The following is a 13246-nucleotide window of genomic DNA, read 5'->3' as shown; positions in this document are numbered from 1 at the left end:
ATCGGGGCGACCATGCACCGCGCCGCGTCCGCATCCCATCCCCCGTGACGCGCTTGTGTGCGGGGGTGACGATGCGTGAGGACGGGGCGCGCTCACGCGCCGTCCGCGCCCCGGTCCAGATGCCGCCGCGCTGCGTAAAGCGCCACGGCCGCCGCGTTGGATACGTTCAGCGATCCGAACGCGCCCGCCGCGTCGATCCGCACCAGCGCATCGCAGCTGGCCTTGCTGCGCTCGCGCAGGCCCGGCCCCTCGGCGCCCAGCACCAGCGCCAGGGGCCGGCGGCCGGTGCGCTGCAACGCCCCTTCCAGCGTTTCCGCCGCCTCGCCGTCCAGCCCCAGCAGCGTGTATCCCATGTCGCGCAGCGTTCCCAGCGCATCGCCCAGGTTGCCGACCCGCAGATAGGGCTGGCGTTCCAGCGCGCCCGATGCGGTCTTGGCCAACGCGCCGGTCTCGGGCGCGGAATGGCGCATGGGGGCCACGACCGCGCGGGCGCCGAACACCTCCGCCGACCGCAGCACAGCGCCCACGTTGTGCGGATCGGTCACGCGGTCCAGCGCCACGACCAGCGGCATTCCGTCATCGCCGGCAAGGCAGCGATCGGCCAGACGGCCCCAATCCAGCGCCCGCACCTCCAAGGCCGCGCCCTGATGCACCGATCCAGGGTCGAGCGGCACGGGAAAGCGCCGCGGATCGGCGATCTCGGGGGTCATGCCGCTGGCGACGATGGCCTCGGCCAGCCTGTCGGCGGCGTTCTGCGTGACGACAAGGCGCAACCGCTCGCGCGCAGGATTGCCCAGCGCGTCGCGCACGGCATGCAGCCCGAACAGCCAATGCGTCGCCTGCGCCCCCTGCCGTCGCGCCTGTTCCTTCTCGACCACCCATTTCGGCTTTTTCATCGCATCCCCCTGCCCCCGCATCTGCCCGGCCCGGCGCGCCGCTTCAAGCCGCAATCGGGCGACATAAGCGGTTGACGCCCCCCGGCGCGCCGTCTATTCGACACGCCGCGCGTCCCACTCGGACGGGCAAGTGGGCGACAGGCCGCAAGGTGTGGCAGGGGACTGTAACTCCCTCGCGGAGACGCACGCCTGGTTCGATTCCAGGGTCGCCCACCACTTCTTTCCCCCAACTTCCGAACAAAACCGCCCCAGCCCGTGTTCACCCCGCATGTGGACCGAGATGTTCTTTCAGGATTGGCAGGGGATCGTGCGGACGGTGATCGTCGGCACGCTGGCCTATATCGGGCTGATCGTCATCCTGCGCGTCTCGGGCAAGCGCACGCTGGCCAAGCTCAACGCCTTCGATCTGGTGGTAACGGTCGCGCTGGGATCGACGCTGGCCTCGATCCTGCTGTCGGAATCGGTGGCGCTGGCCGAGGGGATGATCGGTTTCGTCACCCTTATCGGCCTGCAATACATCGTCGCCTGGTCGTCGGTGCGCAGCGACAGGGTGCGGCGGCTGGTGCGGTCCGAACCCACGTTGCTGATGCGCGAGGGGCGGATCCTGCATGGCGCCCTGCGGCGCGAGCGCGTGACCGAGGACGAGCTGAGGACCGTCATTCGCGGCAGTTCGGCACCCGATCCCGACGATGTGGCGGCGGTCATCCTGGAAAGCGACGGATCGTTCAGCGTCATACCCAAGCCCGAAGGCGGCGGGCATGCCGACTTCGCCCGCGCGCAACTGCCGCGCGGCCACGACACCGACGGCACGAACGCGGGCACCTAGCTGTCGTGATATCCCAGCCACGGCTCCATCGCCTCGAAACTCCGGTCCATCGGCCAGGCCCGCGACAGGAACGGCGCGGCGAAGTGCCCATAGCGCAGCGACAGCGCCCGTTCCGCCGCCGCCTCTCCGGCTTGCGCGATCCGCGCCAGATACAGCGCCGCGGCCAGCCCCGTGCGGTCCGCGCCAGACTTGCAATGCACCAGGATCGGGCGGGGCAACGTCGCGAAGATCGCCAGCAGATCGGTCGCTTCCTGCTGGCCGATCCCGTGGCTGGCGGACATCTTGTAATCGGCATGGACCAGACCCAGCCGGTCTGACGCCGCCAGTTCGTCGTCATACCATCCGGTGCCCGGAAGCGCGCCGCGCAGGTTCAGGACACTGGCGATGCCGTCCTCGGCCACATACCGCGTCAGGCTTTCGGGCGTCACCTGCGCCGACCGGTACAGCGTCCCGGCGATCACCGCGTGATAGTTGCCGGTCGCCTGAAGCACCCCCACCCATCCCGCCAGCGCGAGAAAGCCCGCCAGCGCCAGCAGGACGACACGCCGCACCGCCCGCCTCATGCGGCGAAGACCCGCCCCATATCCGCGAAACCCTTCACCTCGATGGGGTTGCCGCAGGGGTCGCGGAAGAACATCGTCCATTGCTCGCCGGGCTGCCCCTCGAACCGGACCGAGGGCGCGATGACCCATTGCGTGCCCGCATCCTCCAGCCGCGCGGCCAGCGCGCGCCAATCCTCCAGCGGCAGCACCAGTCCGAAATGCGGCATCGGCACGTTGTGATCGCCGACCCTGCCGGTATCCGTCGTGGCGAAGGGCTGGCCGCGATGCAGGCTGATCTGGTGGCCGAAAAAGTCGAAATCGACCCAGGTGTCGGTGCTGCGCCCCTCGGCGCAGCCCAGAACGCCGCCATAAAAGGCGCGCGCCTCGTCCAGATCGGTGACGTGGATGGCAAGATGGAAGGGGCCGGGCATGACGCGCCTTTCGTTGTGCGGTTGCCGAACCTGCCTTACACCCCTTCGCGATACCCGCCAAGGAGAGCGCACATGCCCGACAAGACGCACGGCTTCGACACCCTGCAAATCCACGCGGGCGCCCGGCCCGACCCGGCCACCGGCGCGCGCAGTACGCCGATCTACCAGACCACGGCCTACGTCTTTCGCGATGCGGACCATGCGGCGGCGCTCTTCAATCTTCAGGAAGTGGGCTTCATCTATTCGCGGCTGACCAATCCCACCGTCGCCGTGCTTCAGGAACGCATCGCCACGCTGGAAGGCGGGGTGGGTGCCGTCTGCTGCTCGTCGGGGCACGCGGCGCAGATCATGGCGCTGTTCCCGCTGATGGCGCCGGGGCGCAACGTCGTCGTCTCGACCCGCCTTTACGGCGGCACGGTCACGCAGATGACGCAGACGATCCGTCGCTTCGGCTGGTCGGCGAAATTCGTCGATTTCGACGATCTGGACGCGATCCGCGCCGCGGTGGACGACGACACGCGCGCGATCTTCTGCGAATCAATCGCCAATCCCGGCGGCTACATCACCGATCTGGACGCCGTGTCGCAGATCGCCCGCGACGTGGGCCTGCCGCTGATCGTCGACAACACCACCGCCACCCCCTATCTCTGCCGCCCGTTCGAACACGGCGCGACGCTGGTGGTGCATTCGACCACCAAGTATCTGACCGGCAACGGCACCGTCATGGGCGGCTGCGTCGTGGACAGCGGCACGTTCGACTGGGCCGCGTCGGGCAAGTTCCCGTCGCTCAGCGATCCCGAACCCGCCTATCACGGCCTCAAGTTCGCCGAGACGTTCGGCCCGATGGCCTTCACCTTCCACGGCATCGCCATCGGCCTGCGCGATCTGGGCATGACGATGAACCCGCAGGCCGCGCACTACACCCTTTGCGGGATCGAGACGCTGAGCCTGCGGATGGAGCGCCATGTGCGGAACGCGGTGAAGGTGGCGAAATGGCTCGAAGCCGATCCGCGCGTCGATTACGTCACCTATGCGGGGCTCGAATCGTCGAAATATCACGACCGCGTGGCAAGGATCTGTCCCAGGGGCGCGGGCGGGCTCTTCACCTTCGCCGTCAAGGGCGGTTACGATGCCTGCGTCCGGCTGATCGACGCGGTCGAGATCTTCAGCCATGTCGCCAATCTGGGCGATACGCGCAGCCTCATCATCCACTCGGCCAGCACCACCCACCGCCAGCTCGAGGCGAACCAGCTCGTCGCCGCCGGGGCCGCGCCCGAAGTGGTGCGCGTCTCGATCGGGATCGAGGATGCGGACGACCTGATCGCCGATCTCGATCAGGCGCTGGCCAAGGCGACCGCCTGATCGCCGCCTCTGCCCCTGCCCGATCCGGGCAGGGGTCCGCCCGCGTCAGGGCTGCACGATGCCGAAGGTGACGCCCACCCGCGCCGTCGTCTCGGTTTCGCCCGCTGCGATGGGCACGCCTTCGGCGGCGCGCATGGCGTCCATCGCCATCGTCTCCCGCGGCATCCCGCCGCCGCCTTCCTCGACGATTTCCAGCGTCCGGCCCAGTCCGACGCCCGCCGCGTCGGCCATCAGCCGCGCCTTGCGCACCGCATCGGCCACCGCGCCCGCCAGTGCCGCGTCGCGCGCGCCGGACGGATCGGACAGCATGAAGTCCAGCCCGTCGAATCGCGTGGCCCCGACCGACACCGCCTGGTCCAGCAGTCCGCCCAGCGCCGACAGGTCGCGCACGCGGACCTCGATAGTCGTGCTGGCGACATGGCCGACGATGCGCGGGCCCTCGTCGCGGCCGTCCATCGGCCCATCGGCATAGTCGGGCCGCAGCGACAATTGCCCGGTCCGCATGTCGCGCTCGGCGATGCCCGCTTTCTTCAACGCATCCATCACCGGGCGCGTCGCTTCCGACATCGCCTGCATCGCCGCGCCCGGATCGTCGGCGCGCGCCTCGACCCCCAGCCGCACCAGCGCCATGTCGGGCACCGACAGCACGCTGCCCTCGCCCACCGCGCGGATTTCTCCGGTCGGGCCGGCCGGGGCGTCCTGCGCCGCCGCCATGCCCGCGCCCCACAAGGCAGCCGCGCAGACCGCCGCCGCCATCGCCATCGCTTGCGAAACCCTGCCGCGCATCGCCGTCCCCTCTTGCCCAATCGTGCCGCGGCACACCATAATGGGGCGTCCGCGGCTTCGCCAGTGCCGCCGGGGCCACTGGTTTTCTCGGCGAAAAGCTGCTCTAGACCGGGGCGCGGCGCCGAGGGGTGTCGGCAATCTTGCGACGCATGGTAGAGAACCGACATGACGCAGACATTCTTCCTCGATCTCTCGCATGAAGGCGTCCGGCTCGACCTCGATCAGGACGGGAAGACGACCGAAATCGGCGCCGTGCCGCTCGACGACGCGCATTTCGACACCCGCGTCGAGGATCTGCGCCGCGAGGCCGAAGGGCTGGCCGGCGGTCCGCTGACCACCCGCATCGTGCTGCCGCAATCCGAGATCCTCTATACCGCCTTCGACGCCGAAGGCGCGGACGACGACGCGCGCGACAAGGCCGTGCGCGCGGGTCTCGAAGGGCTGACGCCCTATACGCTGGACGATCTGGTGTTCCGCTGGCAGGCGAAAGAAGGTGCGCGGGTGGCCGTTGCCGCCGTCGCGCGCGAAACGCTGGCCGAGGCCGAGGCGTTCGCCGTCTCGCACGGCTTCGCACCGACGGCCTTCACCGCCCGCGAGGGCGGCGAGGGGTTCGACGGCCGCCCCGATTTCGGCCCGACTGCCCATGCCACGGACGCCGCAACCGCCCCGCCGCCCGAACCGGCCGCCCCCGTCACCCGCATCATCGACCTGCCCGACGATCCGCCCGAAGCCGCGCCGGAATTGGACGCGGCAAAGCCGGACGGCGAACCGCCGAACGCCGAAGTCGTAGGCCCGCCGCCACCGCCCGTCGAGCCCGCCGATTCCGTCAAGCCGGTCGGGCCGGTCGGGCCGACCAAAACGGCCTCGCCCCCCGCCGCGCCGCCGAAGGCCGATGCGAAACCGGCCGAACCCGCCCCCGCCTTCGCATCGCGCCGCGCGCCCAACCCGCAGCCGCCCGCGCCCCGTGCGTCGGACACCCGGCTGAGCGAGATCGCATCGCGTATCGCCCTGCTGCCCGATGGCGGCGCGGGTCCGCTTCCCGCGGGCGCGCCCAAGCCTGACACCGCCCAATCACCGGCCAGGCCGGCCCAGCCCCTCGCTGCCAAGCCCCCTGCTGCCAAGCCTCCCGCCGCGCCGGCCAAATCGCCCGAACCCCCCGCCGCCGTCACCGCGGCCGCGCGCGGGATCGCCGCCGCGACCGGCGCCATCGCCGGGGCCGCAATCGCGGGTGCCAACGCATCGCTCGCGGCCGACCGTCCCGCCGCGCCCCGGTCGCCCGCCCCCGGCCCCAAAGGCCCCGCCAGGCCCCCCGGCCCCAAAGGCCCCGACGCCCTCTGCCGACAGGCCCGCACCCGAACCCGCCGCGTCGCCTGCCGCGTCAGACCCCGATGCCGCCGCGGCCCTCGCCCCCGGCGCGGCCCGCCGTCACCCGCCCCGGTCCGAAGCGGATGCAATGACGGTTTTCGGCGCACGGCGCAGCCAGCAGCCCCGGCGCGGTTTGCCGCTGATGCCGGTCGTCGTCGGCGTGCTGATCGCGCTGGCGCTGGCCCTTGGGATCTGGGCGGCCTTCAACCTGCTGGCCCCTCAACGCACCGACAGCACCGCGCTGACAGGCCCCGAACCGGCGGCTCAGGCGACCGTGCCCTCCGGTCCGGGCGGTGCCGCCGACCGGACCGCCGCGCCGCAACCCGAGCTCGCCGCGGCGACGCCCCGCAGGGCGGCCCGGCGGCACCGGCCGGCACCTTCCGTCCTCCGGCCGCGCTCGCGGCCCCCGAATCCGGCCGCCTCGGCGATCTGCAAGTCGCGGCGCTCGACCCCGCCATCGACCTGCCCGATGCGCAAAGGCCGCAGTCCGTTCCCGCCGACAGCCGGCCTGCCGTCCCGCCGCTTCCGGCGCCTGCCGCCGCGCCGACCGATGCGCCGCGACAAGGCGTCACCGTCACCGAAGGCCGCCCCTCGCCCCTGCCGCCCGCGATCCCCGACCGGGGCGCCCCCGCGCCCGTGGCCGCGCCTATTGAAACCGCCGCCATCCCCGACATCCGCCCCCTGCCCCGTCCCGGCGATCCGGCCCCTGCCGACGCGGAGGTCGAAACGGACGCCGCCATCGCGGCCGAAGCCCAGCCGCCCGACGACACCCTTCCCGACGCCGTCGCCTCGGAAGGCGGCGCGCTGCTGACCGCGTCCGCCCCCCGCGCGCGCCCGGCGGATCTAGCCGCGACCGTCGGCGTGCCCGGCGCCCCCGACGACGAGGAACTGGCCGATGCCGAGGATCCGGCCCTCGCCCGCCGCGCGCAGGACGCCGCCGCCGCCGCCGCCGAAGCCTCGGCGATGATCCTGGGCGAACTCGCGCGCGTGCCGCAGGCGCAGCAGACCTTCGCCGTCGCCAACGCCCCCGCGCCGCGCGACCGGCCCCAGCCGCCTGCGCCGCAACGGGCCGCACCCGAACCCGCCCGCGTCGCCGCCGCGACGGTCGCCCCCCGCGTTCCGTCCTCGGCTTCCGTGTCCAAGGCCGCGACGACGCCCAACGCGATCAAGCTGCGCCAGCTCAACCTGATCGGCGTCTATGGCAGCAAGGCCAACCGCCGCGCGCTGGTGCGCCTGCCATCGGGCCGGTTCGAAAAGGTCAAGGTCGGCGACCGTATCGACGGCGGCCGCGTCGCCGCGATTTCGGACGGTCAGCTTCAATACGTAAAATCCGGCCGCTCCATCGTCCTGTCGATGCCGTCCGGCTGATGCGCACGCAGCCCCTGCCGGACGACTGCTAGATGGACGCGTTTCTCTTTCAGGCGCTGATCTATCTCGGCGCGGCGGTCATCGCGGTGCCGCTGGCCGCGCGGCTCGGGCTGGGCTCGGTGCTGGGCTATCTGGCCGCGGGTATCCTCATCGGTCCCGTCCTGGGGCTCGTGGGGTCGGAAACCGCCGACCTTCAGCATTTCGCCGAATTCGGCGTCGTGATGATGCTGTTCCTGATCGGGCTGGAACTGGAACCGCACGTCCTTTGGAAGATGCGGATGAAGCTGCTGGGCCTCGGCGGCGCGCAAGTGCTGGTGACGGGCGCGCTGGTCGGCGCGGGCGGCTTCGCGCTGGGCCTCGCGCCGTCCACGGCCGTTGCCGTCGGCATGATCTTCTCGCTGTCCTCGACGGCCATCGTGCTTCAGACCCTCAGCGAAAAGCGGCTGATGGAAACCGCGGGCGGGCGGTCGTCCTTTTCGGTGCTGCTGACACAGGACATCGCGGTGATCCCGATGCTGGCGCTGCTGCCGCTGCTGGCCTTCTCGGCGCCCGCGACGGTGGCAGGCGGCCACGCGCCCGAAACGCTGCCCGCCGCCCATGCCGAAACCGTGCAGGGCATCGTGCGCGCCCTTCCCGGCTGGGGCGTCACGCTGCTGACCATCGCCGCCGTCGCCGCCATCGTGTTGATCGGTTCCTACGGGATGCGCCCGGTCTTCCGCTTCATCCACCGCGCGCGCCTGCGCGAGCTTTACACCGCGCTGGCGCTGCTGATCGTCATCGGCATCGCCTGGCTGATGACGCTGGTGGGCCTTTCGCCGGCGCTCGGCACCTTCCTCGCCGGCGTGGTTCTTGCCAACAGCGAATTCCGCCACGAACTCGAATCCGACATCGAACCGTTCAAGGGCCTGCTGCTGGGCCTGTTCTTCATCACCGTGGGCGCGGGCATTTCCTTCGGGACGTTCTTCGCCGCGCCCTTCTCGATTCTCGGCATCACGCTGGGGCTGATGGTGCTGAAGGGCCTCGTCCTCTACGTTCTGGCGCGCATCACCCGGCTGGGGCGGCGCGACAGATGGCTGTTCACGCTGGGGCTGGCGCAGGCGGGCGAATTCGGCTTCGTTCTGGTGTCCTTCTCGTTGCAGACCGGCGTGCTGACGCCGCAGATGGCCGAACTGCTGCTGCTGATCGTCGCCCTGTCGATGCTGCTGACGCCGCTTTTCTTCATCGTCTGGGAGGCGATCAACCGCGCCACCCGCGACGGCGAACGCAAGGACGACCCCGAACACGACGCCATCGAACAGACCGCGCCCATCATCATCGCGGGGATCGGCCGCTTCGGTCAGGTGGTCAACCGGATGCTGCGGCTGGCGGGCTTCAACACCATCATCATCGACCACGACCTCGACACCGTGCAGTTGATGCGCAAATTCGGCTTCCACGGCTTTTTCGGCGATCCGACCCGGCCCGAGCTTCTGCGCGCGGCGGGGCTCGACAAGGCCAAGGTGCTGGTCGTGGCGATGGACAATCCCGCCGACGTGACCAAGCTGGTCGAATATGCCCGCCGCGCCCGGCCCGACCTGCACATCATCGCCCGCGCGCATGACCGCATCCATGTCTACGAACTTTACCGCGCGGGCGCCGACGACATCGTGCGCGAACTCTTCGACAGCTCGCTGCGGGCGGGTCGCTACGTGCTGGAAAATGTCGGCCTCAGCGAATACGAGGCCGCCGAGATGGAGCGCGCGTTCTTCAAGCTCGACCGCTCCGGCCTGCGCGAACTGGCCGAACACTGGCGCCCCGGCGTGCCCCTGGCCGATAACGAGGCGTATATGGAACGCGCCCGCGAACTCAACCGCGACCTCGAAACGGCGCTGGTCGCCAAATACGACGAATTGCGCAACGGCCGCGACGACGATGACGACGACGAGGCCGAAGAAGACGAGGTGCGGCGCGCCGAACCGATGATCGCGACCGGGCGCTAGGCGCCCGACACCCCCGCTTCGGCGAAGGTCGCCATGCCCGAATGACACGCCACCGCGCCTTGCAGCACGCCCAGCGCCAGCACCGCGCCCGTCCCCTCGCCCAGCCGCAGGCCCAGCGACAGCAAGGGCGTCTTGCCGATCCGCTCCAGCAGCGCGGCATGGCCGCCTTCGGCCGACAGATGCCCCGCCTCGGCATGGTCCAGCGCGCCCGGCCGCGCCGCTTCCAGCACGGCGGCGGCGGCGGTGCAGATGAATCCGTCCAGCAACACCGGGATGCGCCGGTGCCGCGCCGCCAGGATCGCGCCCGCCATCGCCGCCAGCTCGCGCCCGCCAAGCCGGCGCAGCACCTCCAGCGGGTCGCCCAGCGCGTCGCGGTGCCGCGCCAGCCCCGCCTCGACCGTGGCGATCTTGCCCGCCAGCGCCGGCCCCGCGACGCCCGTGCCCCGCCCGACCCAGTCCGCGGCCTGCCCGCCGAACAATCCGGCCGCGACCGCCGCCGCCGCCGTCGTGTTGCCGATGCCCATCTCGCCCGCCACCAGCAGCCCGGCCTGCGGATCGACCGCCGCCCAGCCCGACGCCATCGCCGCCGCGAACTCGGCCTCGGTCATGGCGGCGCTTTCGGTGAAATCGGCGGTCGGCCGATCCAGATCCAGCGCCACCACGTCGATGCGCGCGCCGTAGGTTTCCGCCAGCCGGTTGATCGCGGCCCCGCCCGCTTGGAAATTGGCGACCATCTGCACCGTCACCTCGGCCGGATAGGCCGACACGCTGCGCGCCGCGACGCCGTGATTCGCGGCGAAGACCGCGATCTGCGGCCGCGTCACCTGCGGGCGCGCATCGCCCCGCCAGCCCGCATACCAGATCGCCAGCGTCTCCAGCCGGCCCAGCGATCCGGCGGGCTTGGTCAGTTGCGCCTGCCGCGCCGTCGCGTCCGCGATGGCCCCGGCATCGGGTCCGGGCAAATCAGCCAGCGCCGCCCGGATGTCGTCCATCCCTGAAAATCTGTCACCCATCGTCATCGCTCCGTTGTCATTCCGGCGCCCTCTCTCTACCCCGCCGGGCATGACGTCCAGACCCGGACCTGGCGATGTGGCCGTGGCCATCGCCCTGCTGACGCGGCTGCCGCTGCGCGCCGATCACGCGCGCGGCGCCGACGCCGCCTGGGCCTGGCCGCTGGCGGGGCTGGTGCCGGGGCTGGCGGCGGGCGGGGCGATCCTGCTGGCCGGGGCTGCGGGCCTGGCACCCGGCATTGGCGCCGCGCTGGCGCTGGCCGCATCCGTAATCACGACGGGCGCGCTTCACGAAGACGGGCTTGCCGATTGCGCCGATGGATTCTGGGGCGGCTTCACGCGCGACCGGCGGCTGGCCATCATGCGCGACAGCCGCGTCGGCACCTATGGCCTGATCGCGCTGATCCTGTCGCTGCTGCTGCGCTGGGCCTGCCTCGCCGCGCTGATCGGGGCCGGGGCGGGTATCGCATCGGTCCTCGCCGCCGCCCTGCTGTCTCGCGCGGCCATGCCGCCCGTGGCCCGCCTGCTGCCCCATGCGCGAACCGACGGCCTGTCGGTCAGCGTCCGCCGCCCCGGCGCGACGACCGCGCTTCTGGCCGTCCTCGTCGCGCTGGCCGCCGCGCTGCTGCTGACCGGAGGGGCCGCCATCCCCGCGACGCTGGCCGCCGCGCTGGCCGCGCTGGCGGTCGGGGCGGTCGCCCGCGCCAAGATCGGCGGCCAGACCGGCGATGTCCTCGGCGCCACGCAGCAATGCGCCGAGATGGCCGTGCTGCTGGCGCTGGCCGCCCCCTGAAACGCGAAACGCCCGCCGGTTCGACCCGGCAGGCGTTTCACCCGCAACGCTGCCAGGCAGCGTCAGCCGATATAGTTGCCCGCATAGGCCGTATCCTTGTCGGCGTCGGGCCGGGGGCCTTTCAGGGCCGTCGTGAAGGACGCGAACCACGATGCGGCATCGGTGTCGGCGGTCTCGTTCTGCGAAGTCTTGCGTGCCATTGTCGTTAACCTTTTGGCTTGGAAAGCGTTTTCTTTCCAAACCGATATAGGCTGTCCTTCACGGAATTGCACGGTATGCCCGCCATGCGCCGGCGTCATGCCAAGGCCCCCCTCGGCACGAAAAGACCCCGGCCTGCGCTGCCGGGGTCTGCATGATGCACCGTGTGCCGTAGTTCAGGCGGCGGCCTGCCGGTTCACCAGAACCGCGTCGATCTGCTTTTGCGCCGTCGTCTCGTCGCCGTCGCCCACCGCGGCGATCTCGCGCGTCAGCCGTTCCAGCGCGGCCTCGTAAAGCTGGCGCTCGGAATAGCTCTGCTCGCGCTGATCGTCGGCGCGGTGCAGGTCGCGCACCACCTCGGCGATGGCGATCAGGTCGCCCGAATTGATCTTTTGTTCGTATTCCTGCGCCCGGCGCGACCACATCGCTTTCTTGACCTTGGCCTTGCCCTTCAGCGTCGTCATTGCCTTCGTCACCACATCGGGCGAGGACAGCGCGCGCATTCCCACCTCGGTCGCCTTGTGGGTCGGCACCCGCAGCATCATCTTGTCCTTCTCGAACGAGATGACGAACAGCTCCAGCTCGATCCCGGCGATTTCCTGCTTCTCGATGTTGACGATCTGCCCGACGCCGTGGGCGGGATAGACGACGAATTCGTTGGGGCGGAAGTCTGGTTTCCTGGTCTTGCTCATCGGATCGGCTTTCCTTCTCTAGCCCGGCTGGCGGGCGACAGAACCTGCGGCGCAACGGGGGTTTCCGCCGCCTGCACCCTTCTCATGCGAAACGGCCCTTGCGGGCCGTCCGTCATCGGGTCTTGCCTATCCTATAGCACGAATCGACGCCGCGCGGAAGATGTCTCTGCCGCGGCGCAGAAAACGCCCGTTCACATCCTGCGGCGCGGCGTCAGCCGCCCTCGCCCGCAGCGGCGCTGAACAGATCCATCTTGCCGGGCTGTCCGTCCATCTCCTCGGCACCCGGCAGCGGATCCTTCTTCGTCACGATCACCGGCCAGGCTTCGGAATACTTGCGGTTGAACTCGACCCATTCCTCCATCTTCGGCTCGGTATCGGGCCGGATCGCATCGGCGGGGCATTCGGGTTCGCAAACGCCGCAGTCAATGCATTCGTCGGGATGGATCACCAGCATGTTCTCGCCCTCATAGAAGCAATCCACGGGGCAAACCTCGACGCAGTCGGTATATTTGCACGCGATGCAATTGTCGGTGACGACATAGGTCATGGGGCGGTCCTGCCTTGGTCCTTCGGGCGATCGCGCCCGACCTAGACCCTCGCCCCGGATCATTCAAGCGCCTGCCCCCCGCCATCGTCGGCCGCGTGGCGCCGTCGGTCCGCCACCATGTCGCGGCGGTCCTTCTTGGTCGGCCGCGCGCCCGCCCGCCGCACCGGCGCATCGCCCTCGGGCGGGGCCAGGTCGTCGTAAAGCGCCTGCGCCTCGGGGGCGGGGCCGCGCCGCGCGCCGATGGCGACGATCCGCACCACGCGAACCCGGTCGCCCTGCGCGAAGGTCAGCGCATCCCCCGCCCGCACGGAAGCCGAGGGCTTGGTGACGCGCGTCCCGTTGATCCGCACGCCGCCCTCGGCGACCAGCCGTGCCGACAGGCTGCGCGTCTTGAAGAACCGCGCGAACCACAGCCACTTGTCCAGCCGGATCGCCCCGGCGGGATCGGCCG

General features: G+C 70.7%; 14 protein-coding genes and 1 tRNA gene. 6 read left to right on the top strand and 9 right to left on the bottom strand.

From position 1 onward, the window contains the following. Positions 1-92: 92 nt before the first annotated feature. Positions 93-896: a 23S rRNA (guanosine(2251)-2'-O)-methyltransferase RlmB gene (gene rlmB / locus OCGS_RS00525; RefSeq protein WP_040610220.1), complete on the bottom strand. Its 804-nt coding sequence runs from the start codon at positions 894-896 to the stop codon at positions 93-95. Positions 897-1028: 132 nt separating this feature from the next. On the opposite strand from rlmB, the gene OCGS_RS14905 reads away from it, so the two are divergent. Together OCGS_RS14905 and OCGS_RS00520 are read left to right on the top strand one after the other, a co-directional pair. Beyond that, positions 1029-1112, top strand: a tRNA-Tyr gene (locus OCGS_RS14905). Positions 1113-1164: 52 nt separating this feature from the next. Next, positions 1165-1722 (top strand): DUF421 domain-containing protein, encoded by a 558-nt coding sequence (locus OCGS_RS00520; RefSeq protein WP_007425255.1) that lies wholly within the window; start codon positions 1165-1167, stop codon positions 1720-1722. Here the strand turns inward: OCGS_RS00520 and OCGS_RS00515 are convergent. Both OCGS_RS00515 and OCGS_RS00510 read right to left on the bottom strand, forming a co-directional pair. Next, positions 1719-2273 carry a tyrosine-protein phosphatase gene (locus OCGS_RS00515; protein ID WP_007425254.1) on the bottom strand — a complete coding sequence of 185 codons (555 nt, stop codon included), beginning with the start codon at positions 2271-2273 and terminating at the stop codon, positions 1719-1721. The two genes, OCGS_RS00520 and OCGS_RS00515, sit on opposite strands and share 4 nt — an antisense overlap. Before the next feature lie 8 nt (positions 2274-2281). Beyond that, the gene (locus tag OCGS_RS00510) at positions 2282-2695 is read right to left on the bottom strand and encodes a VOC family protein (protein ID WP_007425253.1); all 414 of its coding nucleotides are present in this window, start codon (positions 2693-2695) and stop codon (positions 2282-2284) included. Positions 2696-2767: 72 nt separating this feature from the next. On the opposite strand from OCGS_RS00510, the gene OCGS_RS00505 reads away from it, so the two are divergent. Beyond that, the gene (locus tag OCGS_RS00505; protein WP_007425252.1) at positions 2768-4057 is read left to right on the top strand and encodes an O-acetylhomoserine aminocarboxypropyltransferase/cysteine synthase family protein; all 1290 of its coding nucleotides are present in this window, start codon (positions 2768-2770) and stop codon (positions 4055-4057) included. A 45-nt stretch (positions 4058-4102) separates the two neighbouring features. Here the strand turns inward: OCGS_RS00505 and OCGS_RS15175 are convergent, their stop codons facing one another. Continuing rightward, on the bottom strand, positions 4103-4843 hold the full coding sequence (locus OCGS_RS15175; protein ID WP_007425251.1) for an SIMPL domain-containing protein: 741 nt from the start codon (positions 4841-4843) through the stop codon (positions 4103-4105). Between the two features lie 165 nt (positions 4844-5008). Between OCGS_RS15175 and OCGS_RS15170 the strand changes: the two genes are divergently transcribed. Together OCGS_RS15170 and OCGS_RS00490 are read left to right on the top strand one after the other, a co-directional pair. Beyond that, complete coding sequence (locus OCGS_RS15170) at positions 5009-7576, top strand: hypothetical protein (RefSeq protein ID WP_007425250.1); 2568 nt, start codon at positions 5009-5011, stop codon at positions 7574-7576. 32 nt (positions 7577-7608) lie between these two features. Beyond that, positions 7609-9555 (top strand): monovalent cation:proton antiporter-2 (CPA2) family protein, encoded by a 1947-nt coding sequence (locus OCGS_RS00490; protein ID WP_007425249.1) that lies wholly within the window; start codon positions 7609-7611, stop codon positions 9553-9555. On the opposite strand, the gene cobT is transcribed toward OCGS_RS00490, so the two are convergent. Then, the gene (cobT, locus tag OCGS_RS00485) at positions 9552-10568 is read right to left on the bottom strand and encodes a nicotinate-nucleotide--dimethylbenzimidazole phosphoribosyltransferase (protein WP_040610213.1); all 1017 of its coding nucleotides are present in this window, start codon (positions 10566-10568) and stop codon (positions 9552-9554) included. The genes OCGS_RS00490 and cobT overlap by 4 nt on opposite strands. 49 nt (positions 10569-10617) lie before the next feature. On the opposite strand from cobT, the gene cobS reads away from it, so the two are divergent. Continuing rightward, the gene (cobS, locus tag OCGS_RS00480) at positions 10618-11358 is read left to right on the top strand and encodes an adenosylcobinamide-GDP ribazoletransferase (protein WP_040610181.1); all 741 of its coding nucleotides are present in this window, start codon (positions 10618-10620) and stop codon (positions 11356-11358) included. Between the two features lie 62 nt (positions 11359-11420). Here the strand turns inward: cobS and OCGS_RS14900 are convergent, their stop codons facing one another. The 4 genes from OCGS_RS14900 to OCGS_RS00465 all read right to left on the bottom strand — a co-directional run bounded on the left by OCGS_RS14900 (position 11421) and on the right by OCGS_RS00465 (position 13220). Next, a complete protein-coding gene (locus OCGS_RS14900) occupies positions 11421-11558 on the bottom strand; it encodes a hypothetical protein (RefSeq protein WP_007425246.1) in 138 nt (45 codons plus the stop codon). A 174-nt stretch (positions 11559-11732) separates the two neighbouring features. Then, positions 11733-12248 (bottom strand): CarD family transcriptional regulator, encoded by a 516-nt coding sequence (locus OCGS_RS00475; RefSeq protein WP_007425245.1) that lies wholly within the window; start codon positions 12246-12248, stop codon positions 11733-11735. A 211-nt stretch (positions 12249-12459) separates the two neighbouring features. Beyond that, the gene (gene fdxA / locus OCGS_RS00470; protein ID WP_007425244.1) at positions 12460-12795 is read right to left on the bottom strand and encodes a ferredoxin FdxA; all 336 of its coding nucleotides are present in this window, start codon (positions 12793-12795) and stop codon (positions 12460-12462) included. Between the two features lie 59 nt (positions 12796-12854). Next, the gene (locus OCGS_RS00465) at positions 12855-13220 is read right to left on the bottom strand and encodes an RNA-binding S4 domain-containing protein (protein WP_420798908.1); all 366 of its coding nucleotides are present in this window, start codon (positions 13218-13220) and stop codon (positions 12855-12857) included. Between the last annotated feature and the right edge of the window lie 26 nt (positions 13221-13246).

Origin of the sequence: Oceaniovalibus guishaninsula JLT2003 (assembly GCF_000299575.1) — a bacterium.
In the GTDB taxonomy this organism is placed as follows: domain Bacteria; phylum Pseudomonadota; class Alphaproteobacteria; order Rhodobacterales; family Rhodobacteraceae; genus Palleronia; species Palleronia guishaninsula.
Note: the sequence above shows the minus strand (reverse complement) of the source record. Positions and strands in the feature narration are given on the sequence as shown.